This is a genomic window from Nocardiopsis sp. NPDC058631, assembly GCF_042716955.1.
GTDB lineage: Bacteria > Actinomycetota > Actinomycetes > Streptosporangiales > Streptosporangiaceae > Nocardiopsis.
Map to the genome: position 1 here is coordinate 18995 of NZ_JBHXQY010000006.1, position 26660 is coordinate 45654.

The 26660-nt window shown below is 72.8% G+C and carries 22 protein-coding genes; 11 read left to right on the forward strand and 11 right to left on the reverse strand.

Going from position 1 to position 26660, the window contains the following annotated elements:
- Positions 1-108 precede the first annotated feature (108 nt).
- On the reverse strand, positions 109-879 hold the full coding sequence (locus ACFWTE_RS03960) for an alpha/beta fold hydrolase (protein ID WP_378777778.1): 771 nt from the start codon (positions 877-879) through the stop codon (positions 109-111).
- Positions 880-1063: 184 nt separating this feature from the next.
- Positions 1064-3058 carry a type II CAAX prenyl endopeptidase Rce1 family protein gene (locus ACFWTE_RS03965; RefSeq protein ID WP_378777780.1) on the reverse strand — a complete coding sequence of 665 codons (1995 nt, stop codon included), beginning with the start codon at positions 3056-3058 and terminating at the stop codon, positions 1064-1066.
- 77 nt (positions 3059-3135) lie between these two features.
- Between ACFWTE_RS03965 and ACFWTE_RS03970 the strand changes: the two genes are divergently transcribed.
- Positions 3136-3867, forward strand: a complete 732-nt coding sequence (locus ACFWTE_RS03970) for a TetR/AcrR family transcriptional regulator (RefSeq protein WP_378777782.1) — start codon at positions 3136-3138, stop codon at positions 3865-3867.
- On the opposite strand, the gene ACFWTE_RS03975 is transcribed toward ACFWTE_RS03970, so the two are convergent.
- Positions 3845-5035 carry a hypothetical protein gene (locus ACFWTE_RS03975; RefSeq protein ID WP_378777784.1) on the reverse strand — a complete coding sequence of 397 codons (1191 nt, stop codon included), beginning with the start codon at positions 5033-5035 and terminating at the stop codon, positions 3845-3847. The two genes, ACFWTE_RS03970 and ACFWTE_RS03975, sit on opposite strands and share 23 nt — an antisense overlap.
- A complete protein-coding gene (locus tag ACFWTE_RS03980; protein ID WP_378777786.1) occupies positions 5032-6459 on the reverse strand; it encodes a hypothetical protein in 1428 nt (475 codons plus the stop codon). Before ACFWTE_RS03980 ends, ACFWTE_RS03975 begins: the two co-directional genes overlap by 4 nt.
- A 292-nt stretch (positions 6460-6751) precedes the next feature.
- Here ACFWTE_RS03980 and ACFWTE_RS03985 point away from each other — a divergent pair, with 292 nt between their 5' ends.
- The 7 genes from ACFWTE_RS03985 to ACFWTE_RS04015 all read left to right on the forward strand — a co-directional run bounded on the left by ACFWTE_RS03985 (position 6752) and on the right by ACFWTE_RS04015 (position 14357).
- The gene (locus tag ACFWTE_RS03985) at positions 6752-7351 is read left to right on the forward strand and encodes a class I SAM-dependent methyltransferase (protein WP_378777788.1); all 600 of its coding nucleotides are present in this window, start codon (positions 6752-6754) and stop codon (positions 7349-7351) included.
- A gap of 492 nt (positions 7352-7843) precedes the next feature.
- The gene (locus tag ACFWTE_RS03990) at positions 7844-8128 is read left to right on the forward strand and encodes a hypothetical protein (protein ID WP_378777790.1); all 285 of its coding nucleotides are present in this window, start codon (positions 7844-7846) and stop codon (positions 8126-8128) included.
- A complete protein-coding gene (locus tag ACFWTE_RS03995; protein WP_378777792.1) occupies positions 8121-9173 on the forward strand; it encodes a polyprenyl synthetase family protein in 1053 nt (350 codons plus the stop codon). Before ACFWTE_RS03990 ends, ACFWTE_RS03995 begins: the two co-directional genes overlap by 8 nt.
- A 17-nt stretch (positions 9174-9190) precedes the next feature.
- Complete coding sequence (locus tag ACFWTE_RS04000; protein WP_378777794.1) at positions 9191-10351, forward strand: oxygenase MpaB family protein; 1161 nt, start codon at positions 9191-9193, stop codon at positions 10349-10351.
- 226 nt (positions 10352-10577) lie between these two features.
- Positions 10578-11756 (forward strand): anhydro-N-acetylmuramic acid kinase, encoded by a 1179-nt coding sequence (locus ACFWTE_RS04005; RefSeq protein ID WP_378777796.1) that lies wholly within the window; start codon positions 10578-10580, stop codon positions 11754-11756.
- A 102-nt stretch (positions 11757-11858) separates the two neighbouring features.
- The gene (locus ACFWTE_RS04010) at positions 11859-13364 is read left to right on the forward strand and encodes a sodium:solute symporter (RefSeq protein WP_378777798.1); all 1506 of its coding nucleotides are present in this window, start codon (positions 11859-11861) and stop codon (positions 13362-13364) included.
- Positions 13365-13457: 93 nt separating this feature from the next.
- Complete coding sequence (locus tag ACFWTE_RS04015; protein WP_378777800.1) at positions 13458-14357, forward strand: virginiamycin B lyase; 900 nt, start codon at positions 13458-13460, stop codon at positions 14355-14357.
- A 61-nt stretch (positions 14358-14418) separates the two neighbouring features.
- Here ACFWTE_RS04015 and ACFWTE_RS04020 read toward each other — a convergent pair whose 3' ends face one another.
- A complete protein-coding gene (locus tag ACFWTE_RS04020) occupies positions 14419-15834 on the reverse strand; it encodes a PLP-dependent aminotransferase family protein (protein WP_378777802.1) in 1416 nt (471 codons plus the stop codon).
- On the opposite strand from ACFWTE_RS04020, the gene ACFWTE_RS04025 reads away from it, so the two are divergent.
- The gene (locus ACFWTE_RS04025) at positions 15833-16843 is read left to right on the forward strand and encodes a DMT family transporter (RefSeq protein ID WP_378777804.1); all 1011 of its coding nucleotides are present in this window, start codon (positions 15833-15835) and stop codon (positions 16841-16843) included. The two genes, ACFWTE_RS04020 and ACFWTE_RS04025, sit on opposite strands and share 2 nt — an antisense overlap.
- On the opposite strand, the gene ACFWTE_RS04030 is transcribed toward ACFWTE_RS04025, so the two are convergent.
- Both ACFWTE_RS04030 and ACFWTE_RS04035 read right to left on the reverse strand, forming a co-directional pair.
- Complete coding sequence (locus tag ACFWTE_RS04030; protein WP_378777806.1) at positions 16833-16967, reverse strand: hypothetical protein; 135 nt, start codon at positions 16965-16967, stop codon at positions 16833-16835. The genes ACFWTE_RS04025 and ACFWTE_RS04030 overlap by 11 nt on opposite strands.
- A gap of 83 nt (positions 16968-17050) precedes the next feature.
- On the reverse strand, positions 17051-18406 hold the full coding sequence (locus ACFWTE_RS04035) for an OFA family MFS transporter (protein WP_378777808.1): 1356 nt from the start codon (positions 18404-18406) through the stop codon (positions 17051-17053).
- Between the two features lie 1251 nt (positions 18407-19657).
- Between ACFWTE_RS04035 and ACFWTE_RS04040 the strand changes: the two genes are divergently transcribed.
- Entirely contained in the window at positions 19658-20224 is a 567-nt protein-coding gene (locus ACFWTE_RS04040) for a type I-E CRISPR-associated protein Cas6/Cse3/CasE (protein WP_378777810.1), read from the forward strand.
- Between the two features lie 84 nt (positions 20225-20308).
- Here the strand turns inward: ACFWTE_RS04040 and ACFWTE_RS04045 are convergent, their stop codons facing one another.
- From ACFWTE_RS04045 to ACFWTE_RS04055, 3 genes are all read right to left on the reverse strand, one after another.
- The gene (locus tag ACFWTE_RS04045) at positions 20309-20734 is read right to left on the reverse strand and encodes a hypothetical protein (RefSeq protein WP_378777812.1); all 426 of its coding nucleotides are present in this window, start codon (positions 20732-20734) and stop codon (positions 20309-20311) included.
- Between the two features lie 35 nt (positions 20735-20769).
- Positions 20770-21495, reverse strand: a complete 726-nt coding sequence (locus ACFWTE_RS04050) for a hypothetical protein (RefSeq protein ID WP_378777814.1) — start codon at positions 21493-21495, stop codon at positions 20770-20772.
- A gap of 270 nt (positions 21496-21765) precedes the next feature.
- Entirely contained in the window at positions 21766-22158 is a 393-nt protein-coding gene (locus ACFWTE_RS04055; RefSeq protein ID WP_378777816.1) for a RidA family protein, read from the reverse strand.
- A 296-nt stretch (positions 22159-22454) separates the two neighbouring features.
- Between ACFWTE_RS04055 and ACFWTE_RS04060 the strand changes: the two genes are divergently transcribed.
- On the forward strand, positions 22455-24098 hold the full coding sequence (locus tag ACFWTE_RS04060) for a glycoside hydrolase family 10 protein (RefSeq protein ID WP_378777818.1): 1644 nt from the start codon (positions 22455-22457) through the stop codon (positions 24096-24098).
- An 86-nt stretch (positions 24099-24184) separates the two neighbouring features.
- Here ACFWTE_RS04060 and ACFWTE_RS04065 read toward each other — a convergent pair whose 3' ends face one another.
- Positions 24185-26476 (reverse strand): glycoside hydrolase family 3 N-terminal domain-containing protein, encoded by a 2292-nt coding sequence (locus ACFWTE_RS04065; RefSeq protein ID WP_378777820.1) that lies wholly within the window; start codon positions 26474-26476, stop codon positions 24185-24187.
- Positions 26477-26660: the final 184 nt, after the last annotated feature.

Below are 26660 nucleotides of genomic sequence, written 5' to 3' on the forward strand. Positions count from 1 at the left end.
GGTGGTGCAGGGCATCGAGGGCCTGCCGGTCCGGTGGTGGACGTCGCGATCCACACCGTTACCGGAGGCCCTCTTCGCCTGTGTCGCGCGGTGCGGGTGTTACCAACCTCAGTGGTCAGTACACCTAGAAGGGGTCCTCCTCCGATTCCAGTGCCCGCAGCCCGGCAGCACCCGCAGCCGGGCGCCGGCCCGGCGCTTCGCCATGGCCGCGGCCTGCCGCGCGGACAGCAGTGGGCTGAGCCCGCCGCGGATGAGCAGGGCGGGATGGGGGGACCCCAGCCAGTCGTCCCAGAAGTTCCCGACGTTGCCGCGCTGGGCGGCCATCACGTCCTGGTGGTCGAACCTCATGCGCCATGCCCCGTCCCGCTCGTGGGCGCTGTCCATGAAGTACCCGAGCGCGGGCACGCCCTCGCCGACGAGGAACCCGGCCAGTGCGTCCCGGCTCGGGAACGTCTGCGGCCAGCCGGTGATGTCGAGCACCGGGGGGTCGATCTCCGAGGCGTCGGTGACGGCCCCGGCGTCCTCGACGACCAGGGCGCGCACGAGTCCGGGGTGGCGGGCGGCCAGTTGGTACGCGGTCACCCCGCCGAGGGAGTGGCCCAGCACGAGTGCCGGGCCGGGCCCGAGATGCCTCAGGAAGGCGGCGGCGTCCTCGACGAAGGCGTCGCGGCCGAAGTCGCCGCCGTGCTCGGAGAGTCCGTGGCCGCGCTGGTCGAGGGCGATGATCCGGAACTCCGGAGCCAGGTACGGGGCGAGCGCGGCGAAGGAGGAGGCGCGGCCGAACGCCCCGTGCAGTGCGACCAGCGGGACGCCGTCGCCGCCGTGGTCGAGGTAGCTGAAGGCGCGGCCGCGCAGTGTGACGGGGGTCTGGGCGATCATGTGGGCGGCGTGTTCCTCGGGTCGGGAGCGCGGGCGTCGTATCGGGGCCGGGCCCGTGCGCGGGTGAGGTGAACGGGGGAGACGGGAGTGCGATGAGCGCCCCCGCCTCCTTCCCGCGCCCCACGGTAGGGCCGCCGCCCGGTCGGTGCCGTCCTGCGGCACCGGAACCCGGGCGGGGCGAGGGTCAGGAGTCCTCGGCCGTGACCCTCGCGGCGTACCGCGCGGCCAGGGTATGGAAGGCCTCCTTGGGCTCCCAGTGGCCGTCGTCGGGGGACAGCCCCGACTCCGGCGTCGGCGGACGCACGATCCCGAAGCTCGCCATGTCCAGGTCGCGGGTGGGGTCGCAGGAGTGGTGGCAGTCCCCTTCGATGAACATGCACACGAACGCGCCCATCACGTCCTCGGTCTCGTACACGTCCAGCATCTCGCCGATGACCTCGGCCTGGACGCGTTCGTCCCGGACGTGGTCGCCCGTGACCCGTCTATCGTCCAGGTCGGCCCAGTCCATGATGTCGGCGCCGGAGCCCCCCTGGTACCGTGCCGCCTCGTACGAGCAGCAGCCGAACTCGGTGACCAGGACCGGTTTGCCGGTGGCCCGAAGCCGCCGCAGTCCCTGCCGGTAGGTGGCGCGGGTCAGCACGTCCAGGTAGTAGTCCACCCCGATGACGTCGAACGGGGTCCAGTTCACGCTCTCCCAGGTCCCCGCGCCGTAGGTGAGCGGTCCGCCGAACCGCGCCCGCGCGGTGGCGGCCAGCTTGCCCAACAGGCGGCCGAGGCGGTGGTTGAACAGCGGAAACAGCGGAAACAGCAGGCCCAGAGCCGAGCTGCGCGAGCCGAAGTCACGGCCCGGGACGATGCCCCGCACGAACACGCTGAGCTCGCAGCCCACGTTGACGCCGACCCTGTCCGGGTGCTCCTCGCGCAGCCGCTCGGAGAACTCCGCCGTCCGCGCGAGGCGGGCGACGACCTCCTCCTGGGCGCCGTCCACCAGCCGGGGCTGGACCCACACGTACAGCCCATGGGCCAGGGCCAGGCGGGCCGCCTCCTCCAGCCTCCCCAGGTCCTCCCCGAACACCATCACGGCCGTGCAGTGCAGGTCCTCGCGGATCACCCGCATCTCCTCGTCCACCACGTCGGACCGCCAGCGGGGCCGCGAGTGCTGCCCCGGCAGGTAGCTGGAGCCGACGTCGTACAGGATCCCCTTCTGCTGGAGTTCGCGGCGGGGGCCGGGCACGGCGTCCGGGACACCCGAGGCGAGTGCGGGCCGGCGGCTGCGGAGCGCGGTCACGGCCCACAGGGCCGCCAGCGCCGGACCGAAGACCAGCAGTGCCTCCCACAGGCCGGGCGCCTGGAGCAGCCGCAGGTCGAGCGCGGTGAACACGAGGCCTCCGGCGGCCAGGGCCGTGCGCGCCGCGAGCACCGTCCACACGTCGCCGGTGTTCATCCGCAGGACGCCGGTGAACACGCCCAGGAGGAACAGATATCCCGTGTTCGCGTACGCGCCGGTGACCAGCGCGGCCGACACGGCGAACAGGGCGGCCTGGATCAGCAGGGCCGCCCAGGGGGAGAAGCGGTCGCCCAGGACGTGCTGCGCGTAGCCGCGGAACACCAGTTCCTCGGGCAGCAGTTGGGCCAGCAGGAGCAGTGGAAGCACGACGGCCAGTGTCAGGGCTGCGTCGGTCGCGGCGTCGGGGTCGACGGAGGCGGCGCCCACCGCCACCGCGACCCCCAGGAGCAGCGCGGTGGCGAGCAGGGGCGCGAGCAGGGCGGCCAGAGGCGTGGCCCAGCCCCGGGGTGAGCGGCCCAGGCCGAACGCGGCCAGGGGGCGGCGGTCCAGGAAGCGGGCGGCGGCCCACACCAGGGGCACCACCCCGGCCATGGTGAAGGCGGTGCGCACCGCCAGGACGAGCGGTGCGTCCGCGGCGGCGTCCGGCCCCGGGAACAACGTGGTGGAGGCGGTGGCCAGGACCCCGATCACGGTGGCGGCCGCGGCCACGAGGACCGCCCGGACGAGCGGCGTCGCGCGCGGCGCAGGGGCAGGGCGGGACGCCGACGGCGGCTGGGCCGGGGACGGGTCCCCCGCTGCCGGGGTCTTCTGCGCAGGCCGGGGCACCCGCTCCGACGGGGGCTCCTGCCCAGGTCGGGACTCCTGCCCCGGTGGGGGCGTCTGTTCGGGCATGGGGGCCTCCCCGAGATAAACTCCGTACGCCGTTCGGCTTATCGAACAGTGTACGGAGTTTTCGGGAGGAGACAACGGTGGCGGACGTCCACGACCCCAGGAGCACCCTCGAACTGCTGTGGGGCGGCCCGGGCCGCCCCCGGCGGGGACCCCGGCACCACCTCACCGTCGAGGCACTCGTCGGCGCCGCACTGGAGGTCGCGGAACAGGAGGGTGTCGACGCCCTCTCCATGCGCCGGGTCGCGGCCCGGCTCGGCGTGGGCGCGGCCACCCTGTACACCTACGTCCCCGACAAGTCGGCCCTGATCGCCCTGATGGTGGACACGATGATCGGCGAGGCGCCGCTGCCGCACACCCGCCCCGGGACCTGGCGGGAGCGGGTCGAGGCATGGGCGCGCGAGGACCTGCGCGGGTACCGCGAACACCCCTGGCTCGTCAGCCTCATGAGCGCCGCCCGCCCCGTCGGACCCCACGCCTTCGCCTGGGCCGACTCGGCGCTCCGGGTCTTCGACGGCACCGGGCTGACCGGCCGCGAGGCGCTCACCGTCGTCGAGGCCGTCGACGGCTACGTGCGGGGCCACGTCGCCAAGGTGGTCGACGCCGACCGGGCCGCGCGGTGGACCACCCCCGACGGCCGCTCGTGGGACTCGGTACAGGACGCCTTCCTGGACGCCCGCGCCGAGCCCGGACGCTACCCGGCGATCGAACGCCTCACCGGGGCCCCCGGCCCCGAGGAGGCCTTCGAGGCGGGGCTCGCATGGCTCCTGGACGGGGTCGCGCAGCGGATCAGGGAGCGCGCCGCCGGGTAACCGCGCGGTGCTCCGCCAGCAGGCCGGGGGAGAGCAGGTGGGCCAGGCGCGCCCGTTCCATCCGGGTGACCAGGTCCAGGCGTGTGACGCCCAGGGAGCGGGCCGCGCGGTCCAGTTCCCAGCCGGCCTCCCCGATCACCCGAATCAGGTGCCCGCGGCGGCTCTGGGCGGTGGAGAGCCGCAGCGACTTGAGGTAGGCGACGCGCCCGTACCGGTCCGTGATCACCTCCCCGACGTGGTCGGCGCTCCCGCGCGTGAAGGCCGGGGCCAGCCACCCCACCGTGAACGCGCGTTCGCGGGGGTCCGCGTCAGCGGGGCCGCCGAAGTCCCACCTCCCCCCGGTCTCGTGGAGGCTCCCCGTCAACGAGGACAGCATCAGGTCGTCGTGCGCGCGCAGCGTGTCGCCGCGGCTCCGCTCCACCCGCGCGCGCAGGTCCCCCAGGGACCTGACGCCGCGCGCCCGGACCGGCGTGTACAGCGGTTGTACCCCGCCCGCGAGCAGCCCGTACGTGTACAGGCTCTCCCCGAACATGTCCATGAGCAGGCTGGCGTGCAGGGCCCGGTAGTCCTCCGGGTGCGGGTACAGGTGAGCCGACGCCAGGACGTCGGCGACGTGGACCACCACGCCGCACTGGTCCGGGTGGATCTCGAACACCCGCAGCGCCTCCGCCAGGCCCTCGACCTCCCCGCCCAGGTACGTGGTCAGTGCGGCGGGCGACAGGCCGTGGCGGACGGTGGACCTGGACCACTCCGCCCAAGCGATCGAGGGGCCTCCCGACTGCAGGGACACCAACCCGTCCGCCGCCATGTGCAGGGGCAGGAACCGCGCCCTGCCCCGGACGGCCGCGCGCACCTGACGGCCACGGAAGTCCAGGTGCACGCGGCGCGGGGGCGGGGACCGGTGGTCAACGATCTGGGTTCCGTAGGAGGCGCTGGGAGCGGGATCACCCTCCCAGGTCAGCACGTACGCGTGGGGGACGAAGCAGTGCATTTCGTCGTAGGGGGCGTCCGGGTCGTCCACCAGGTCACCGGCCGCCAGCGGGTGCAGTCGCAGCCGTGGGACCGGAGCGGACCGGAGCAGCGGCACCAGGCGGACGTTCCCCCACTGCTGGGCCGGGCCGGTGCGCACGTCCTCGCCCAGGGAGAGCCCCGGAAACCCCTCGCTCACGTGGCCTCCAGGTAGGCGTCGGCGGTGGCGCGCAGGTGCTCGCGCAGGTCGGACAGGCCGAGGCGACCCTCGCCGAACCGGGCCAGTTCGACCAGGGACGGCAGCGTGTGCGGATCGCGCAGGCCGATCGTGGGCACCGCGGGGGAGAGCGGCCGCATACCCAGCCCCTCGGCGTCGAACACCGGGTTGAGGTGCACCATCGCGGTCTCGCGGCCCGGGTCCACGTGCCGCCGCCACAGCGTGAGGGTGTCGGCGAGCAGCGGCGGGGTGCTGTCGTGTCCGTCGGACACCACGACCACGCGCGCGGGCCCGGTCTCAAGCGCGTCCAGGATCCGCTCCGCCAGGTGGGTGGGGCCCGTCGGGCGCACCGTCAGGGGGTCGGTGTGCCCCGACACCCAGTGTGAGGAGCCCTCCGGTGCCAGGGCCCGGATCAGGTGGTGGCAGGCCAGCGCCGCCGCCAGCGGGTGGTGGCGCCGCACCGGGGAGCCGATCGAGGAGTAGCTGTCGTCCAGCACCGCGGCCGTGCGCGGCCACGTCCCCGCCGCCGTGCCCGCGGCGCGGAGCGCCGACCCGGCAAGCGCGTCCTCCAGCTCCGCGCGGCGGTCGCGGCGCTCGGACAGCGGCAGGGACAGAACGTACACGCACAGGCGCAGCAGCGGGGCGGTGGTGAGGTCCACCCGTGTGTCCACGCCGTGGCGCCGGGCCCCCTCGCTGAGACGCAGTCGCTCCGCGCGGGTGGCGCGCTCGCGAACGCCCTCCAGGAACACGACCCGTGGCACCCGGTGATGGGCCGCGAACCCCTCGGCCACCGTGTACGGCAGGTCGTACAGGTCCGACGCCGAGTAGTGGGCCCTGCCGTGGGCCCGCAGCAGCGGGGACCCGTACCGGTGCCGCCGCCTCTTCGCGGGGGGTGAGAACAGGAACACGCCCACCTCGCCGGGCAGGTCGACGCGTGCGTGCCGGGCGGCCGCGCGCAGGCCCGACCGGTACTTGACCGCGTCCAGGGCCAGGTTCGGGCGGGCTCCGATCCACGCGCGCATCACGGCCCGCGTACGGCGGTTGTTGACCCGCTCCCGGGCCAGCCGTGTGAACAGGCGGTACACCCGCTGCGGCGGCATCTTCGCGAGGCGGCGCCGGATCAGGCCGTTCTCCCTGGCCCGCTCCTCGGCGGGTGCCACCGAGCGGGGAGCCGACAGCAGCCGGTGGACGACCATGGCGGCGTTGTGGTCGTTGACGTGCAGGGCCAGCGTCAACGCGTACACGTCCGGATGGGTCCCGTGCACGTACTCGTGCAGGAACTCCAGGGACAACCGCTGCTCTGCCGCACCCGAGTGGAACTCGCGCTGCCCGGTGGAGGAGATCGCGGCGCCCGCGAACAGCAGCAGGTCCTCACAGGCGAGCAGGTCGGCGTAGGTGTCGGTCATCAAAACTCCAGCGCGAGGAGGAGGGCGGGCCGGGAAGTGGTGGCGCGATCAGCGTGAAGGGTGCTTGAAAGGCAGTTCTCGGAAGTCGCGGTCGAGTCCCACGGCCCACCCCGCGCCGACCGTAGCAAACCCCCCGCCACCGCCGGTACCGGGTTTCGCGAACGCCGAGCTGTGGCCCACCGGGTCCCGGACGGGTGGGGCAGGTGGGCCCCGGACGCTCCGCTTCGCTCCCCCGGCGCCGGTCGGCGGGGGCCGAACGGCTCGCGCCGAGGGGACGGCCTACGTTGAGGCCATGGCGAAATACGCGTGGATGTATCGCCTCGGTCTCACCCCCTGGGAGCGCTACGGCGCCGCGGGCGGGGCACAGATCGAGGGCCTCCTCGACCGTGAGGGGAGGGAACGTCCGACCGGCCCCGGGCGGGCTCTGGACGTGGGGTGCGGACGCGGGCAGTTCACTCCCGTGCTGGCCCGGCACGGTTGGGAGGCGGTGGGCGTCGACATCGTGCCGGAGGCGATCGGGGCCGCCCGGCGCAAGGGGCCGGAGGAGGTCACCTACGTGGTGGGTGACGTGACTGCCCTCCGCCCGGCCGACCTGGGTACGTTCGACCTCTTCCTCGATATCGGCTGTTTCCAGGGCCTCGACCCGGACCAGCGGGCCGCGGAGGGGCGAGCTGTGACGGCGGTCGCCGCACGGGGCGCCACCCTGGTGATGCTCGCCTTCGGGCCGTCACGGTACCGGCGGCTCGTCGAGGGCGTCTCGCGGGCCGAGGTCGAGGCCGCGTTCCCGGGGTGGGAGCTCCTCACGGTCGAGGACGCCGACCCCACCGGTCTGGGGTGGCCCATGAACCGGACCTCGCCGAAGTGGTACCGGTTCCGGCGCGCCGCGGAGTGAACAGAGCCCCCCGGCGCACCTGGTGGACCGAGTAAGAACGTTGCCGGTGGGACGCGGGAGCCTCTGACCTCGATGATCTTGTACTTATCGTCTATTTCGACGCTTAAAATCGCTATAAGTACAAGATTGCGGTAGAAGGGGTGGTTCTGCGAACCTTTCTTTCTGGTTGCCTCATATTCCCTTATTTCCGAAAAAGGGTAATATTCGATTGACGAGCCCTCGTGCATGGCACCTGCAGGGGGAAGGTGTCGCCCGAGTATTTTCGGCACACCCCGAAAGCATTTTCCCCGGTCAGCGCCATCCTCTGGCATTTCGGTCCTCTCGTAAGAGAACCGGATAACGCCATCGCATTGACAAAAACGGTGATTGCGGAAGAAGATCGACCGGCAGGGGATTCGCAGTGGGCCGCCGTCCGAACGTATTTCTCACGGACCTTCCACGTGTTTTCGACCGCGGTCCTTTTTCGTGTCAGTCGGGGATGGGGAGTGCCGTATGCGCACCGGTGATGATGACGGTGACGGGCCCGAACGCGTGAGCGAGCCGGTGCTGCTCGCGGCCGGGGTGGCCGACCTGGTGTTCGACCGGGTCGGAGGGGCCCTGCGGGGAGCGAGGTCGCTGCTGGGCCGGTCGGACCTGCCTGAGCTGGCCGCGGACGGCCGGGAGGAGCTGCGCCGGCGGGGACAGCTCGCTCTGCGGCGCTACGTGTCGGTGCCCGAGTGCCACATGGAACTGCTGGCCCGGCGGGCCGCCGACCGTACCGGCCGCAGCGATGACTGAGACCCAGGAACAGATCCTGCTCAGGGCACGGGTGGACGCGGCGCTCCAGGTGTTCGCGCAGCAGGAGACGCACAAGCTCATCGCCATCGACGCCGACCTGCTCCCGGTGGTCGAACAGCTGCTCGCGGCGGTGAACGGCGGCAAGCGCCTGCGCGCGGCGTTCTGCTACTGGGGGTGGCGCGCCGCCGGGCAGCCGGACAGCGACGCGCTGGTCAGGGCTGCCGCCGCGATGGAACTGCTGCACGCCGCGGCCGTCATCCACGACGATCTCATCGACGAGAGCGCGATGAGACACGGCCTGCCGAGTGCCCACGTCGCCCTCAGCGCGGCGCTCACCGGCAGGGCGCGCCCCCGCACAGGCGGCCGCTCCCTGGCCATGCTGACCGGGGATCTGCTGATGTCCTGGGCCGCGCAGCTGTTCGTCTCCTGCGGCCTGCCCTCGGCCTACCTGTCCCGCGCCCGCGAGCTGTGGGCGGTCATGGCCAGGGAACTGATCGCCGGCGAGTGCCTGGAGGTCCTGCGCACCGGCGCCCCGCCCGACACGGCCAGGTCGCTCCAGGTGGTCCGGTACAAGACGGCCAAGTACACGGTCGAACACCCCCTGCGCATCGGCGGAGCCCTGGCCGGCGCCCCGGGTGCGCTGATGGAGGCCTTCACCGCCTACGGACTCCCCCTGGGCGAGGCGTTCCAGCTGCGCGACGACCTGCTGGGGCTCTTCGGCGACCCGGAGGTCACGGGCAAGCCGAACCTGGACGACATCCGGGGCAACCGGCCGACCGCCCTGTTCTCCGAGACCTGGTCGGCCGCCACCGCGACCGAACGCCGGGAACTGCGCGGTCTGCTCGGCAGACGCAGCCTGGACGGCGAGGGCCTGTCGAAGGTGCGCTCGATCACGCTGCGCACCGGGGCCCCCGGCCGGGTCGAGGAGATGATCGCCCAGCGCGTCGAAGCGGCGACCGACGTGCTCGTCCGCACGGACCTGCCGGACGAGGCCGCAGCCGCACTGTCCCTGATGGTCGCCGCGGCCGCGGCCCGCCAGTCCTGACCCGTCGAAAGGCCCCCATGTCCTACACACCCGACTCCATGGACGCACTGCGGCTCATGGGCGACGAACTCGCGGACGCGACGGTGGAAACGCTGTTCGAGCGCGGGGAGGTCGGCACGTTCAACACCCTCATGCGCTACTTCACCACGGTCGGCCAGGAGGTGCCGGACGGGCTGCCCGACGTGGCCCGCGAGTACCTGCACACCACCTCCGCACCCCCGGCCTGGGTCGACTGGGGCGAGATGGAGAAGGCCCGACTGTTCTTCATCGACAACAACGTGCACATCTCCACCGCCCTGGCCTTCTCCGCGATGCCCGCCTGCTATGTCATCCCGCACGTGGCCAGGCTTCTCAGCGCGACCCACGCACTGGAGTACCCCTCACGGCGTATGGCCGAGACCGGTCAGTTCACCGTCTACCTGATGCAGCCCGACGCCTTCGAGGCGGGGAGCAGGTTCGTCCCCGCGGCCCAGAAGGTGCGTCTGCTGCACGCCTCCATCCGCTACCACATGCGCCGCGAGGGCCGCTGGGACACAGCCGCACTCGGCACGCCGATCTGTCAGGAGGACATGATCGGCGGTCAGATGATCTTCTCCATCCAGGTCCTGGACGCACTGCACCGCCTGGGCATCCACATGTCGGTCGACGGCGCGGAGTCCTACCTCTACGCCTGGCGCATCGTCGGCGCGATGCTCGGGGTCAGCCCCGAACACGCTCCGACCGACATGGACGAGGCCCGGCGCTTCTCCGACCTTTACATGACCCGGTACATGGGCCCCTCCGCAGAGGGGGCGCGGCTGACCCGACAGCTCATCGACCTCTACGAGGAGGTCGTCCCCGGGACCGTCCTCGACCCGGTGGTCGCCGCTCTCATCCGCTACCTCATGGGAGACACCTGCGCCGACTGGCTCCAGGTCCCGCGCACCGGATGGGACACGGCGGTCAAGGCCTCGCCCGCCCTGCTCGGGGTCCTCGAACACATCGAGGACCGTTCGCCGCTGGGGGAGTGGGCCCTGGACCGCCTCGGCCATCTCACCACCCACCTGGAGCTCAGCTCCCTCACCCGCGGCCGGATCATGCAGTACGCCATTCCCGAACGGCTCAAGGCCGAGTACGGTGTCGCCTCCGCCGCACCCCGACTCCACCGCTGGACCCCGCCGCCCCCGACGCCCGTCTGAGGGCCCGGCCGTCCCAGCACATCTGCCGAGGGCGGGGCAGCCGCCCCGCCGCACCGGGCCGACACCCCTTCGGCAGAAGGGGGATTGACGCGTTCCTCACGCACGGTATAAGCCTGGTGGACAGTTTGCTACCGGAGGTGTGGATGGGTACCGGACGTGTCCGAGAGCACCGGAGACAACCCGGAACGCGCCGTCGGGGTCCAGCGGCCCCCGGCGGGGAGGCCCCGTGATCGTCCTCGGACTGTCCTCGGGAACCTCGGCCGACGGGATCGACGTCGCCGCCGCCGACCTGGAGCTGGACGCCGACCTGGTGGGACTGGCACCCCTGGGCCACCGCACCGTGCCCTACCCGGCGGGTCTGCGGGAGGAGATCCGGGGCGCACTGCCTCCAGAGGGAACCACGATGGAGACCGTGTGCCGACTCGACACCCGCATCGGGCAGGCGTTCGGCGAGGCGGCGCGGCTCGGTGCCGAGGAGCTCGCCGGGGGCCGCGCGGACCTGGTCGCCTCACACGGGCAGACCCTCTTCCACTGGGTCGAGGGGGCCGCGGTGCGCGGAACCCTCCAGCTCGGCCAGCCCGCATGGATCGCCGAGGCCACCGGCCTGCCCGTGGTCTCGGACGTGCGCACCGCCGACGTGGCCGCCGGAGGCCGGGGGGCGCCGCTGGCCGCGCTGCTGGACGTCCTCCTCCTCGGCGGACGCGCCGCACCCACGGCGGCCCTGAACCTCGGCGGCATCGCCAACGCCACCGTCGTCCGGTCCGGGGCCCCGCCCGAGGCCTTCGACACCGGGCCGGGCAACGCCCTGCTCGACGCGGCCACGCGCCGGGTGACCGGCGGGCGCTCCGACTTCGACGCCGAGGGGGCGCTCGCCCGGTCGGGCCGCCCCGACCCCGCCCTGCTCGAACTCCTGCTCGCCGAGCCCTACTACCGGCTGGCCCCGCCCAAGACCAGCGGGCTGGAGCTGTTCGGCCCCGCCCACCTCGACGCGGCGCTGCGGCGCACGGGCACACCCGGCGCCGGCCACCTCCTGGCCACCCTGGTCGAGGTCACCGCCGTCACCGTCGCGGACGCGCTGCGCCCCTACGGGACGGCCGAGGTGTTCGCGTCCGGTGGCGGAACACGCAACCCGGCGCTGATGGAACGGCTCGCCGCCCGGCTCCACCCGGCGCGGCTCCGCCCGTTCGACGCCCTCGGGCTGGACAACGACGCCAAGGAGGCCTACCTGTTCGCGCTGATCGGCTTCCTCACCTGGCACGGGCTCTCCGGGTCGGTCCCGGCCTGCACGGGCGCGCGCAGGTCACCGCTCCTGGGCCGCCTCACCCCGGGAGCCGGCCCCCTCCGGCTCCCCGAACCGGCGGCCACCGCCCCCGCACGCCTGCGCGTCGACGTCCGGGGCCCCTGAACAGACCGCACGCCGAACCGCCCCTCCGCCCCGACTCCGCCCCACCCCGGCGCCGTGACCCGCCCGCACGACCACCCGCCCCCCACCCTCCGGAGCCCTCCCGTGCATGCCGTCGATCTCGTGGTCATCGTGGTGTACCTGCTGTGCTCGGCGTGGCTCGGCCTGAGACTGTCCGGCCGCCAGCGCAACACACGCGACTACTTCATCGGAGGCCGCAACCTGCCCTGGTGGGCGGTGTGCCTGTCCGTCGTGGCCACCGAGACCAGCGCCCTCACGGTGATCAGCATCCCCGGCGTCGCCTACCTGGGCGACGTGACCTTCCTCCAGGTGGCCGTCGGCTACCTGATCGGGCGAGTGGTCGTCGCCTTCGTGCTGCTGCCGCGGTACTACCAGGGGGAGATGACCACGGCCTACGCCTACCTGGGCCTGCGCTTCGGCCGCGGCATGCAGGGCACCGCCTCGGTCACGTTCCTGTTCACCCGGCTGCTCGCGGACGGCGTGCGGATGTTCGCGGCCGCCATCCCGGTCAAGATCGTCCTGGACTCCTACGGGCTGGAACTGCCCTACTTCGCGATCATCGCCCTGCTCGGCGGGTTCACGGTCCTCTACACCCTCGTCGGCGGGATCAGGGCCGTGGTGTGGGTCGACGTCCTCCAGATGGCGCTGTACGTGGTCGGCGGCGTCGTCGCCCTGGCCGTCATCGTCAACAGCCTCGACGTGAACTTCCTCGCGGTCGCGGCCGACGAGGGCAAGACCCGGTTCCTCGACCTGACGTCGAACCCGGTCTCCTCCCCGTACGCCACGGTCACCGCGGTTCTGGGCGGTGCCCTGCTCTCCACCGCCTCCCACGGCGCCGACCAGATCATCGTGCAGCGGCTGCTGGGCTGCCGCAGCCTCCGCGACGCCCAGAAGGCGGTGATCGGCAGCGCCGTCGTGGTGTTCCTCCAGTTCGCCCTGTTCCTCACCGTGGGTCTCGCGCTGTACTCCTACTTCGAGGGCGCCTCGACCGCCCAGCTCGGGCTCGCCAACTCCGACGAGCTGTTCCCGGTGTTCATCGTCGAGGGACTTCCCGCCGGCCTCTCGGGGCTGATACTCGCCGGGATCATCGCGGCGGCGATGAGCACCCTGTCCTCGTCGCTGTCGGCGCTCTCCTCCTCCACCATGGCCGACCTGTACGAGCGGTTCACCCGCCGTGCGCTCTCCGACGCCCAGGGGCTGCGGCTCGGCCGCCTGTTCACCCTCGGCTGGGGGCTGGTGTTCGTCGGTGCCGGGGCCATGTTCACCGGGACCGACACCCCCGTCGTCGAACTGGGCCTGTCCGTGGCCAGCCTCACCTACGGCGGACTCCTCGGCGCGTTCCTCCTGGGCCTGTGGGTCCGCAGGGCGCGCCAGTTCGACGCAGCCGTCGCCTTCGGGGCGGCCGTCGCGACCATGGCCTCCCTGTTCCTCCTGGCACCGGACCTGGTCGGTTTCACCTGGTACACGGCGATCGGCACGGCCATCGTGCTCGGCCTCGGCTCCCTGCTCTCGCTCCGCCACCGCGGGCCGGCCCCTGCGGACGAGACCGGCGACGAGCCCGCGAGGACCACCGGGGAGGAGCACCCCTGACCCGCGCACCCGGCCTTCACACGTCCCACCGAAAAGCGGTTGCGCACGTGCTCCCCCAGCGACCACGATGGCCCGCGTGACAGGAGAACGCCGATGACCCACCACGCCCGTGCCCGTACCGTCCTCGAACACCCGCTGGCCGCGAGGGACGCCGGCCCCTACGGTGTCACCGGCGGGGAGGGCGGCTCCCTCTGGGCCACCCTCGTCCACCACGGGCAGATCGCGCGCATGGCCCCGGACGGCGCGGCGACCCTGTACCCGCTGGACTCCGCCACCTGCGGCCCCTCGCTCATCACCCCGGGCCCGGACGGGGCGTTCTGGTTCACCCGCACCCAGGACGACAGGATCGGCCGGATCACTGCGGACGGGGAGGCCGGATCCTTCGCGCTGCCCGCTCCCGGTGCACGCCCCTTCGGCATCACCGCCGGGCCCGACGGGGCGCTGTGGTTCACCGAGATGAACACCGACAGGGTCGGGCGCGTCACCACGGACGGAGAGATCACGGAGTTCCCCCTGCCGACACGGGGCGGGTTGCCCTCGGTCATCACCGCCGGGCCCGACGGTGCCCTGTGGTTCACCCTCAACCAGGCCGACGCGGTCGGCCGGATCACCGTCGACGGCATGGTCACCGTCCACGCCCTCCCCACCGGGGGCGCGGCCCCCGTGGGAATCACCGCGGGCGCGGACGGGGCTCTGTGGTTCGTGGAGATCGGCGCCGGCCAGGTCGGACGCCTCACCGTGGACGGAGACGTCCGGGAGTTCCCCCTGCCCCGCCGCGACGCGCGGCCCCACGCCATCGCCGCCGACCCCGCCGGCGGGTGCTGGTTCACCGAGTGGGGCGCGAACCGGATCGGACACGTCACGGCGGAGGGCGACATCGACCTCGTCGACCTGCCGACCCCGGACAGCGAGCCCCACGGGATCGCGGTCACCGCCGACGGTGCGGTCTGGGCGGCTCTGGAGAACGGGAACCTGGTCCGCCTGGCCACCTGAACCGGGGGACGGAGGAAGGCCCTCCGCTGCCCCGGGGGACCACGGGGCCGCCCCGGCGAGGTCAGGGGGAGCCGCGTCGGGCGATCGCCCGACCGATCGCCCGCGCCCCGTCGGGGAAGGACCCCGGGTTCGGGCCGGCGTAGTTGAGCCGAAGGTGGGGACCGGTGGGTTCGGCGGGGAACCACTCGTCGCCCGGGGCGACGACGACTCCGAGGGCCTCGCAGTCCGGGACGAACCGTGCCAGATCGGTGTCGTCGGGGAGCCGCACCCAGAGGTTCAGCCCGCCCCGGGGCACGGCCTCCAGGTGCGCGCCGGGGGCGTGCTCGCGCAGGGCCCCCACGAGGAGGTCGCGCCGGGCGGCCAACTGGTGGCGCAGCCCTCTCAGGTGGGTGCGCCACGCGGGCTGTGTGACGACGTCGAGCGCCACCGCCTGCAGCATGCCGCTGACGTACAGGGACTCGGACCGGGCGTCGGCGAGGATCCGCTCCCGGGCGGGGCCGCGGGCGATGATCCCGGCGACGCGCACGGCAGGGGACACGCTCTTGGTCAACGAACGCAGGTACACGACGTGCCCGCCGTCGTCGCGGGCGGCCACGGGCGCGGGGCCGGCATCGATCCCGAAGTCGTGCGCCCAGTCGTCCTCGACGAGGAACGCACCGTACCGGCGCACGGTGTCCAGTACCCCGTCGGCCAGGTCCGGCGACCAGCGGGCGCCGGTGGGGTTGGCGAAGTTCGGCTGGGCGTAGAAGGCGCTCGCCCCGGTGCGCTCGAACGCGCGGGCCAGGCCGTCCGGGTCCGGCCCGTCGGCGCCGCTGGGCACGGGCACGACCCGTACGCCCGACTGCGCGGCGGCCAGGAGCGCGCCCCAGTAGGTGGGCGACTCCACCAGGAGCGGCCGACCCGCGCCGACCAGTGCGCGAAAGGCGGTGCTGAGCCCGCTCTGGCTCCCCGGGAGGACGACCGCGTCGCCGGGCGCGGGCGGGGCCACCCCGACCGGGGAGGCCGCGCCCAGTTCGGTCGCGAACCAGGCCTGGAGCTCGGCAAGGCCCGCAGCCGGGGGCCTGCCGACGGCGGCCCCGCTGCGTGCGGCGCGCGTGAACGCGCCGCGTACCAGGCGCTCGGGGAGGAGCTCCCGGTCCGGATAGCCCGAGTGCAGCGCGACCACGTCGTTGGGCACGGTCCGCAGCGCCGCGGCGGAGTGAGGGGCCCTGGGGGCCGGTGAGCCGAGTACCGCGGTCTGCCACCCGTAGTCGTTCGGGCGCGCGACCCGGACCGCGCGCACGAAGGTGCCCACACCGGGGCGGCTCTCCACCGACCCCTGCGAGGCCAGTGTCCGCAGCGCCTTCTGCACCGTGACGGGACTCGCCTCGTACTGCGCCACCAACGCCCTCGTGGACGGCAGCCTCGCCCCCGGCGGGGCTGTGGCGATCCACGCGCGGAGTCCCGCGACAATACGCGCACTGCTATCGTTGTTCATGAATGATAAGAGTAGCGCTACTCCTCCGGCGCCGACAGCGCTATCGACCTCCCGTGCCGGTCTGCTCTGGGGACTGCTCGGAGTCGCGGCCTTCTCCCTCACCGTCCCGCTCACGCGCGTCACCGTCGAGGGCGGCGCGATGTCGCCGCTGTTCACCGGCTCGGGCCGGGCGGTCGTCGCCGCGCTCCTCGCCGCCGCGGCGCTGGCGTGGACGGGGCAGCGCCTGCCCCGCGGAGCCCAGTGGGGCCGCCTGGCGGTCGTCGCGGGAGGCGTCGTCGTGGGCTTCCCCGTCCTGACCTCGTTCGCGCTCACCTTCGCACAGGCAAGCCACGGAGCTGTCGTGATCGCCCTCCTGCCCGCTGCGACAGCGGTGACGGCGGCGCTCCGGGGGAGTGAGAGGCCCCCGGCGTCCTTCTGGACCATGGCGGCCGTCGGCGCGGTGGCCGCCACCGCGTTCGCCGCGTTGCAGGGCGAAGGTCCCGGCGGGCCGCACTGGCCCGACCTGCTCCTGTTCGGTGCCGTGGCCGCCGCCGCGGTCGGCTACGCGGAGGGCGGACTCCTGGCGCGCGAACTCGGTGCCTGGCAGACCGTCTCCTGGGCGCTCGTCCTGTCCGCGCCGCTGATGGCGGTCCTCACCGGTGTCGCGGTGGTCCGGCAGCCCCCGAGCGGTACCCCGGTCGAGTGGGCGGCGTTCGCCTACCTGGCGGTGGTGAGCATGTTCCTCGGCTTCTTCGCCTGGTACCGGGGGCTCGCCATCGGTCCGATGGCGCGGGTCGGCCAGGTCCAGCTCGTCCAGCCGGTGATGACCATCGGATGGGCCGCCCTGCTCCTGCACGAGCAGCTCACCTGGCCCACTGTCCTCGGTGGGGCCGCGGTGGTCGCCTGCGCCGCGATCGCCGTCCGCGTCCGCCTGCGACCGACCGCGGGGGCCGGCGCCGTGGCCGGGACCGCCGCGGAGGCGGGCACCGCGGCCCCGCCTCCGCGCCGGCCCCCCTCTGTCAGCCGGTGAACAGGGCCGTGGCCTGGACCGCGGTCTGCACCACCCCGTAGCCCAGGGCCATGACCACGACCACCCACAGGAAGAGCGCCGCCGCCTTCGACAGCGGCTGCCCGCCTCGTTCTCCACCGCCCACAGGGGCCTCCTTCCGCGGCCCGGTACCTCCGGGCGCTTCCTGTTCCCGCTGTCCGCCGGATGCCCCGGTCGTGCGACCGGGGCTCACGAGACGGCCTCGCGGGACCGTTCCGGGCCGGCCGCCCCCGGGTGCCGGGTCACGGACGCCGACAGCGGGCGCACCAGCATGTTGGCCGTGAAACCGACCGCCATCACCACCACCATGAGGTAGAGGGAGGCGGTGTACAGGTCGGCGCCCGAACGGCCTGCCGCGAGCTGGCTGTCGGCGATCACGTTGACGATCAGCGGCCCCGCGATACCCGCGCACGACCAGGCGGTGAGGAGCCGGCCGTGGATCGCCCCGACGTTGAACGAGCCGAACAGGTCCTTCAGGTAGGCCGGGATCGTCGAGAAACCGCCTCCGTAGAAGGACAGGATGACGCCGGTGACCGCCACGAAGAGCACCACCGAACTCGTGCCCGCCACGGCGATGAGCAGGTACAGCACGCAGCCGATCCCGAGGTAGCCGATGTAGGTGCGTTTGCGCCCGAGGGCGTCGGACGTGGAGGACCAGACGAAACGCCCCAGCATGTTGCACAGGGAGAGGACGCCGACGTACCCGGCCGCCTCGGCCGCGCCGACGCCGCCGAAGAAGTCCTGCACCATGGGGGCGGCCTGTTCGAGGATGCCGATCCCGGCGGTGACGTTGCAGAACAGCACGATCCACAGCAACCAGAACTGCCGGGTGCGAAAGGCCGTCTCCACGCTGACGCCCTCCTGGGCGGGCTCGTCACCGGAGGGGGCCCGGACGGGCGTCCCGCCCTCGGGGGTCCAGCCCGGCGGCGGCACCCTGACGGTGGCCGACCCCAGCATCATGGCCGTGAAGTACACCGCTCCCAGGGTGAGGAACGTGGGGACGATCGCCTCGGAGGGCGTCTCGGCGTACCGGTCCAGCAGGGCGGAGGACAGCGGGGACGCGATGAGCGCACCGCCCCCGAACCCCATGATGGCCATGCCCGTGGCCATCCCCGGCCGGTCGGGGAACCACTTGATCAGCGTGGAGACGGGCGAGATGTACCCGATACCGAGGCCGATCCCGCCCAGGACCCCGTAGCCGAGGTAGAGCAGCCACAGCTGGCCCGTCGCCACGCCCAGCGCGCCGACCAGGAACCCGCCCGCCCAGCACACCCCGGAGACGAACATGGCCTTGCGCGGACCGTTGCGCTCCACCCACTTGCCGCCGAACGCGGCGGACAGGCCGAGCATGACGATGGCGATGCTGAAGACGACCCCGATCGCGGTCAGCGAGGTGTCGAAGCGCTCGACGAGGGGGGTCTTGAAGACACTGAACGCGTACACCTGGCCGATGGAGAGGTGGACGGCGAGTGCTGCCGGAGGGATGAGCCACCGGCTGTAGCCCGGGGGAGCCACACTTCTCTCGCGGTCAAGGAACGACGGCATGGACCATCCTCTTCACAGATCGGACACGCGCGGCGTACCGGACGCCGCGCGTGGGTTTTCAGGTGCGGTTCCCGTTCTTCACGGGGTCATACGATGCGGGGCGGGGGGATCCGCGGGGGCGGGCCGGCCGGAGTGGTGCCGGCCCGGACCGCCCTTGACGCCGGTCCCGGACACTGCGGACCGGGAGGCGGGGGCGAGCACGGGGCCAGGGGGCCCACCCGCGATGACGGGCCCGATGGTGTTGTCGACTTCCGGATCAGCCGGAGTGTCGTGCCCGGTGGGGATCTGCCGGGATCGCCGGACGGTTCTCCCGCCCCCGGAAACGGGACGGGTGGAACGGTTTCTGCGCTTCGCGGCGGTGGTGCGGAACCCGCATTCGAGTTCTCTCGTCGCGGCAGAGATCGCGGTCCGGGTAAAGGGACACGCCTTCACCGTCCGGGTGGGGTGACGCTCTTTCGCCAGCGCTGCGAGGTACCTGAGCTGGCTCGACAACATGCGGACACAGTACAGGCGCGTATCCCACCGAACAAGGGCGGGGCCGACTGCGGTGGGAGCGGCACATCATGGATCACCTTGGGTGATCGGATCATCGGAGGAAGCCGCTCCAGCCGGGGCGCAGACGTGACCCCCGGCCGGATCGAACGCGCCCCGATCCATGCCCCTGAACTGCACTGTCGACTCCCCAGGGTGCTTCGGTCCGGTCCTCGGCGATCGGCCGCCGGTCGAACGCGCGCACCTGCGGGCCCTCACCGCCGGTGAGGGCGCTCTCAGGCGCACCGGCCGCCCTGCCTCCTCCGCGCGGGCGGGCGCGACGCGCACCCCCTCCGCCCACCGGTCGACCCGGGCGGCCTCCGTGGCGGGGAAGGGCCGGGGAACGTACGACAGGGCACCGGTGATCGAAGGCATTCGGCCCCGGCGGGCACGGGAGAAAAGGTGTGTGCGCACACGTGCGCGGACCGGGGAACGGCGGCAAAGGGCGGCGCGGAAGGCAGAGGAGGCGGGATCGCATTCTCCGCCGCCCGGGTCGCCCGAGCCGCCTGTGGACAACGGAGCCGGCCGCGGGAAAGACGCGGGTGCCCCCTTCGACGGCCCGGCGCACCCGCGTCTTCCGGCGTCCCGCCCCGCCGTGGGCGGAACGGGCGTCCGCGCCTCGTAGACTGAAGGGTCCAGCGCGGACGGGGGAGGCCCCCGGCGGTCCGTGCCCGCACACGTGCCCCGCCCAGGCGGGGACCAGACCCGGATCGGAAATCCTTGTACCTGGCTCGCATCAGTCTCAACTCCAAGCGCAGCACACCCATGGAGCAGTGGGCGACCATGGGCCGCGCCGTGCGCCAAGCGGTCGACCCGGACCCGGACTCCGACGCCCGGGTCCTGTGGGCGCGTGTCTCCCCGACCACCCTGGTGGTCAGCTCCGACACAGCCCCCGCGTGGGGGAAGATCCCCGGCGCGTATGCGGCGACGATGCAGCCGCCGCCCCGGCACACGGAGGGCGAGACCATCCGCTGGGAGCTGATCGCCGCGCCCACCGGGCAGCGCGGTGCCGAGCCGACCGCCGAGGACCCGCGTCCGCGCGGCAAGCGGGTCGCCCTGGAGGAGCCGGAGTTCGAGGGGTGGCTGCAGGCCAAGACGGCGGGCGCGCTGCGGGTGACCTCCGCCCGGTGGAAGCGGCTGGGCGGCAGGCCCGCCCGGTACCACTTCACGGGCGAGGCCGTCGTGGAGGACAGCGAGGCTTTGCAGGAGCTGTGCCTGGGAGGAATCGGCGCGGGCCTGAGCACCGGCGCCGGTCTGCTCCTGACCAGCACCGCGCCGAACGTGTAGGGGCGGCGCGGCGTGCCTTCCGGTGGCGGGGCGGCCGGGGCGGCCGCCGCCGTGGCCCGCCCGCGCGGGCGGGCCGGACACACCTCAGTGGAACACGGAGTCCAGGTACTCGTTGACGAGCTTGACGTCGAGGTGGTCCTTGCTCCGGCCGAGCAGTGTCTTCCACACCCGCACGTTGTCCAGGACCGCGAAGCGCAGGCCGTCGATCACCTCGGCGCCCTCGATCAGCTCGTCGACCGTCCAGATGTCGGGGAACCAGCCGTTGAGGATCTCGACCCGGCCGTCGAAGAGCAGGACCCTGCGGACCCCGTCCCCGAAGGGGGCGTCCTCGGGCTCTCCCAGCGCCAGCGCCCTCTCCCAGGCCGCCCCGCGGGCGACGACGTCGATGTCCCCGACGTCCCAGCGGATGCCGTGCGCCAGGAGCGGACCGCTACCGGCGATGACGAAGTCGTGTTCCGGGAGCCCGATCGACAGGACTTTCCTGATCAGGTCGTGTTCTCTGAGGTTCACGGAAACCCTCCGGTCCGGGTGGCCTCGCACCCATCTCACGACAGTATAGTGCGGGCCGCGAATCCGACGAAGGCCGCGACCCCCAGACTGCTCAGGGTGCCGATCATGAAGTACTCCGCGAAACCCTTCTGGTTGGCCCGCAGGTCGGGGAACCTCGCCAGGGCCTTGACGGCGACCACCAGGGCGGCGCCCTCGGGCCGGCCCACGAGGACGAAGGTGTAGATCAGCGACCGCTCCAGCCAGCCGACCACCGCGCCCGCGCCCCTGAGCGACCTCATCTCCTCGCCCTCCTCCCTGTCGAGGGCGTTCGTGAACGGGCGCAGGAGGTGGGTGACGACCTCCCCGCCGACGAACGTCGCGAGGAAGAACCCGGCGACGACCACGAAGACGCGGTCGTCGCCGAGCAGCCCGGCCGCCAGGGAGAGGAAACCGGACGCGTCATGGACCAGGGCGCCGACCAGGCAGGTGCCCGCGAGCGCGCCCAGGGGCCACAGGACGAGCCCGCGGCGGTCGTTGAACAGGGACGGTGACGTCTGGGCGTTCTCGTCGCTCCTGGCCAGGCGCGCGAGGGCGACCGCGATGGCCGGGCAGGCGAGGACGAGGACCACCGGGCCCCAACCGGGCAGGAACGGCGCCAGCGCGTACAGCGCGAAGGCGAGGGCCACCAGGGCGGCCCGCCACCATGTGTGGCGGGCCCACGGCAGGCTGTAGGAGAGGAGCACGGAGATGCCCACGCCGACGACGACGCGCAAGAGGTCCACCGGATACGGCCCTTTCCACGGGGTGAGGGGGCGGGCCGGCCCCGGCCCGGGCATGGGACACCACCGGGGCGCGGGGGAGCGGCCGGGCGGGGAACCAGCCCCGGGGGCCGGGGGCCTCGCCCTCTCCGGCGCCCGCGTTCGGGGGAACGCAGGACCGGAATCCCGGGCATTCTAGGGTGTGCGCGGCGGTTTCCGCGAAAGGGGCGGGCGCGGGCCGGGTCCGCCCCGGGGCCGTGGGGCCGGTGAACCGTCCGGGTCGGGAGTCGCCGGTCAGTCGGCGGCGACGGCCTCCAGCTCCACGAGCAGCTCCGGGCGGCCCAGCCGCGTGATGCCCGCCAGGACTCCGGGGGGTCTGACGTCGAACGCCTCCAGACGCTCGGACATCATCTTCCCGGCCCGATCGAGGAAACCGTCCACGTCGGTGACGTAGGTGTTCATGCGGACGATGTTCGCGAGGGTCATCCCCGCCCTGTGCAGGACCGCCTCGACGTTGTCCAGCGCCGCCGCCGTCTGGGCGCGCATGTCACCCGGATGGAGTGACGCCCCGTCCGCCGACACGGCGCACTGGCCGCTGACGAACAGCAGGCGCTGGTGGCCCTCGACCAGGATGCCCTGGTCGAGGCCCTCCGGGTAGGTCCACGGATTGACCACGGTGCGTCTCACGGAGGCTCCCCTGTTCGGACGGCCGGGAAATCCGACCACCATAGAACCTCAAGGGTGATTGAGGTCAAGGTGGTGGGCAGTCTGGCCGTTCGAGTGGGACAGGTATGCCCAAAAGCCTCTTTTTTCACGTGCGTACCAACCTTCCGTAGGACTCTTGCCTTCGTTCGGTAAATCATGAAGGTTCTCTGCTAAAAGCACGCTGACCATCGCACACAGTTGTCGCGGGACGAGACCGGCCGCCCCGGCGCTTCCGGGCCCGTCCCCCTCCACGCAGGCAGAAGTCGGAAGGAGCCACGTTGGCGTCATCGCACAGGAACAGCCCCGTGCCCCGGTCCTCGCGGGCCACGGTTCTGATCCCCCGCACGGCTCTCCTCTGCGGCGCCCTCGCCGCGGTCCTCACCACGTCCCTGGTCCACACGCCCTCCAGCGGCGCGGCCCCGCGCGCGGCCGGGACGCACACCCCGGACGGGGTGTGCGAGACCGATCCCCAGGCCCCGCCCAAACGCCAGATGCGCGCCGAGTGGATCGCCGGGGTGTACAACATCGACTGGCCCAGCGAACAGGGCCTCACCCCCGAGGAGCAGCAGGCCGAACTCGCCGCGCTCTACGACCGGGCGGTGGACAACGGGCTCAACGCCGTGTTCGTGCAGGTCCGGCCGACCGCGGACGCGTTCTGGCCCTCCCCCCACGAGCCGTGGTCGGAGTGGCTCACCGGCGAGCAGGGCGGCGACCCCGGCTACGACCCGTTGGAGTTCGCCGTCGAGGCCGCCCACGCGCGCAACCTGGAGTTCCACGCCTGGTACAACCCCTACCGGGTGGCCATGCACGCCGACCCGGAGCGGCTGGTCGAGGACCACCCCGCACGGCAGAACCCGGACTGGGTGTTCGAGTACGGGGGCAGGCTCTACTACGACCCGGGCATCCCCGAGGCCCGCGAGTTCGTGATCGAGGCGATGATGCACTCGGTCGAGAACTACGACCTCGACGGGGTCCACTTCGACGACTACTTCTACCCCTATCCGGTGGCCGGGCAGACGATCCCGGACGAGGACACCTTCGCCGAGCACGGCGGCGGGTTCGACGGCATCGCGGACTGGCGGCGCAACAACGTCGACCTGATGGTGCAGGGCATGAGCGAGGCCGTGCACGCCGCCAAACCGCACGTGAAGTTCGGCATCAGCCCGTTCGGGATCTGGCGCAACGCCTCCAGCGACCCGGAAGGCTCCGACACCAACGGCTCCCAGTCCTACGACGGCCAGTACGCCGACAGCCGCAAGTGGGTCACCGAGGGCTGGCTCGACTACATCAACCCGCAGGTCTACTGGGAGATCGGCCTGCCGGTGGCCGACTACGCGGTCCTGGTCCCGTGGTGGGAGGAGGTCGCGGAGGGCACCGGAACGCACCTGTACATCGGCCAGGCCGCCTACAAGGCGGGCAACGCGGGCGCCTGGTCCGACCCGCGCGAACTCGCCCGGCACCTGGAGTTCAACCGCGACCACCCGGGGGTGCACGGCGACGTCTACTTCAGTGCGACGTCGCTGGACACCAACGCGAGGGAGGCCATGGACGTCGTGGTGGAGGAGCACTACGCCCACCCCGCCCTGATCCCGGTCAAGGACGGCCTCGGCGGGGCCGCCCCCGCCGCACCCGTGGTCACCCGGGCCGCGCGGGGCGACGGCGGCACCGAGGTGACCATCCGGCCCGGACGCGGCCAGGACCCCGCCTACTACGCGGTCTACGCCCTCGACGGCCCGCCCGGACGGGACGGGGTCGCGTGCGGTGTCGAGGACCCGCGCTCCATGGTCGGCACGGTGCGCGCCGCCGACGGGGAGACGGTGTTCACCGCGCCCGCCGGGGACGGCGACCGCACCTACTACGTGACCGCCCTGGACCGGCTGCACCACGAGAGCGGTGTGAGCAACCCGCGCTACGTGCGCTGACGCAGACCACCCCCGGGAAGAGCGGCGTCCGGGAGCCGTGCCACGGGCACGGCCCCCGGACGTGCCGCCCGCGGCCCCGTCCGCCCTCAGCCCTCGACGGTGAAGTCCGCGCGCAGCAGGTCCGCCGCCCGCGAGGACGGCCCCACGAGGAGCTCGAACCCGCCCGGCTCGACCACGCGGGCCCCCGAGGCGTCGACGATCGTGCAGTCCGAGACCGGCACCTCGATCTCGACGACACGGGACTCGCCCGGTGCGAGCCGCACCTGCCGGTACGCCTTGAGCTCCTTCTCCGCCCACGTGACCGACGCGACCGTGTCACCGACGTAGGCCTGGACGGTCTCCAACGCGGGCCTCGTACCCGTGTTGGCCACGGTGACCCGTGCGCGCACGGTGTCCCCGAGCCCGACCGCGGGCTGTGGGATCCGAAGGTCCGCGTACTCGACGGTCGTGTAGGAGAGGCCCTCGCCGAACGCGAACGCCGGACGCTGGGTGAGGTCCGCGTACCGGTCGCCGTGCTGGCCGCGCACCTGGTTGTAGAAGGTCGGCTGCTGTCCGGCGTGCCGCGCGAAGGAGATCGGCAGGCGCCCCGAGGGCTCCACCAGCCCGAGCAGCAGCTCGGCGACCGCGCGCCCTCCGCGCATGCCCGGATTGGACGCGTACACCAGGGCGGCGGCCCCCAGCGCCGAGTCCGGGAGCACGAGCGGCTTGGAGGCGACCACGACGACGACCATCGGGGTCCCGGTCGCGGCGAGAGCGTCGAGGAGCGCGACCTGGCCGCCGACGAGTTCGAGGGTCGCGGTGGACCTGCCCTCGCCCACGAGTTCGATGCGGTCGCCGACCACGGCGACGACGTAGTCGGCGGCCTCGGCCGCCTCCACGGCCTCGCGGATCATCTCCCCGTCGGGTTCGGCGGGGACCACGACGCGGGGGCGCGGCTGCCCGTCGGGGAAGAACTCTCCCTCCGGGTCCGAAGCGAGTCGGAGGATGTCCGCGCCGCGGGCGTGCCGCACCTTCCACCCCTGCGGGGAGTGGTCGCGCACACCGTCCAGGACGGTCTGGATCATCTCGCGCGGGTGCCCGTCCGGGAGCCAGCCGACCTGGCCCGAGGAGCCGGCCCAGTCGCCGAGCTGGGTCTGGGGGTCGTCGGAGTTGGGGCCGACGACGGCGATGGTGCGGTCCGGGGCGTCCGCGGGCGCGTCGGCCCTCCCGGAGGAGTCGGTACCGAACCCCCCGTCCAGCGGCAGGGTGCCGTCGTTGGCCAGCAGGACCAGTGAGCGGCGGGCCACCTCCAGGTTCAGCGCGGTGTGCTCCCGTGCGCCGATGACCGCGGTCTGGCGCTCCGGGTCGGGGTGGCGCGGGGCCTCGAAGAGCCCGAGCTCGAACTTGAGCATGAGGATGCGGCTGACGGCGGCGTCGATCTCCGCCTCGGTGAGCGCGCCCCGGGCGACCGCCTCCTGTGCGCCCTCGAAGAACCCCGGAGTGGTCATCACCATGTCGTTGCCCGCGCGGACCGCGGCCGCGGCGGCCTGGGTGTGGTCGGCGTACACGCGCTGCTCCCACACCATGCGGCCCACGTTGTCCCAGTCGGTCACGAGCGTGCCGGTGTACCCCCACTCACCGCGCAGGACGTCGTTGAGCAGCCAGTCGTTGACGGTGATCGGCACACCGTCCATCGACTGGTAGCCGAGCATGAAGGTGCGGCAACCCTCGCGCGCGACCCTCTCGAACGGGGGCAGGAACCACGAGCGCAGCTTGCGCCGCGAGATGTCCGCCTCGCTCGCGTCCCGCCCGCCCTGCGTCTCGGAGTACCCGGCGAAGTGCTTGGCGCAGGCCAGGATCGCCGTCGGGTCGTCCAGCCCCTCGCCCTGGTAGCCCCTGACCATCGCCGAGGCCATCTCGCCGATGAGGAAGGGGTCCTCGCCGAAGGTCTCGCTGACGCGCCCCCAACGCAGGTCGCGGGCGATGCACAGGACCGGGGAGAACGTCCAGTGGATGCCGGTCGCGGAGACCTCGACGGCCGTGGTGCGGGCGACCCTCTCGACGAGTCCGGCGTCCCAGGTCGCCGCCATGCCGAGCTGGGTCGGGAAGATCGTTGCGCCCTCCCAGAAGGAATGGCCGTGGATGCAGTCCTCGGCGACCAGGAGGGGGATGCGCAGACGTGTCCGCTCCGTCAGCGCGGCCGCTTCCAGGACGAGCTCGGGGGAGGTGTGCAGGATCGATCCCGCATGCATGTCCTCGATGAGGGGGCGGACCCCGTCCCTGGCGTCGAGTTGCAGCATCTGGCCGATCTTCTCGGGCAGCGTCATGCGCCCGAGGAGGTCGGTGACCCGCTCGGCGTGGCCGAGCGCGGGATCGAGGTAGGGAAGGGGTGCGTTCAAAGGGGTCTCTCCTGCGGCGTCGGCGTCTGGTCGCGGTGTCGTGTCGACAGTGGTGGAACTGTCACGGACAGGCATGGGAACGCTCCCATGAGCACGTTCCGTGAGAGCGGCCCTCCTCGGGAACGGGGGCCGCCGGTGTCCGGGAGCCGGGGACGGCTCCGTCCCGGGTCGGCGCGCTCCGCGT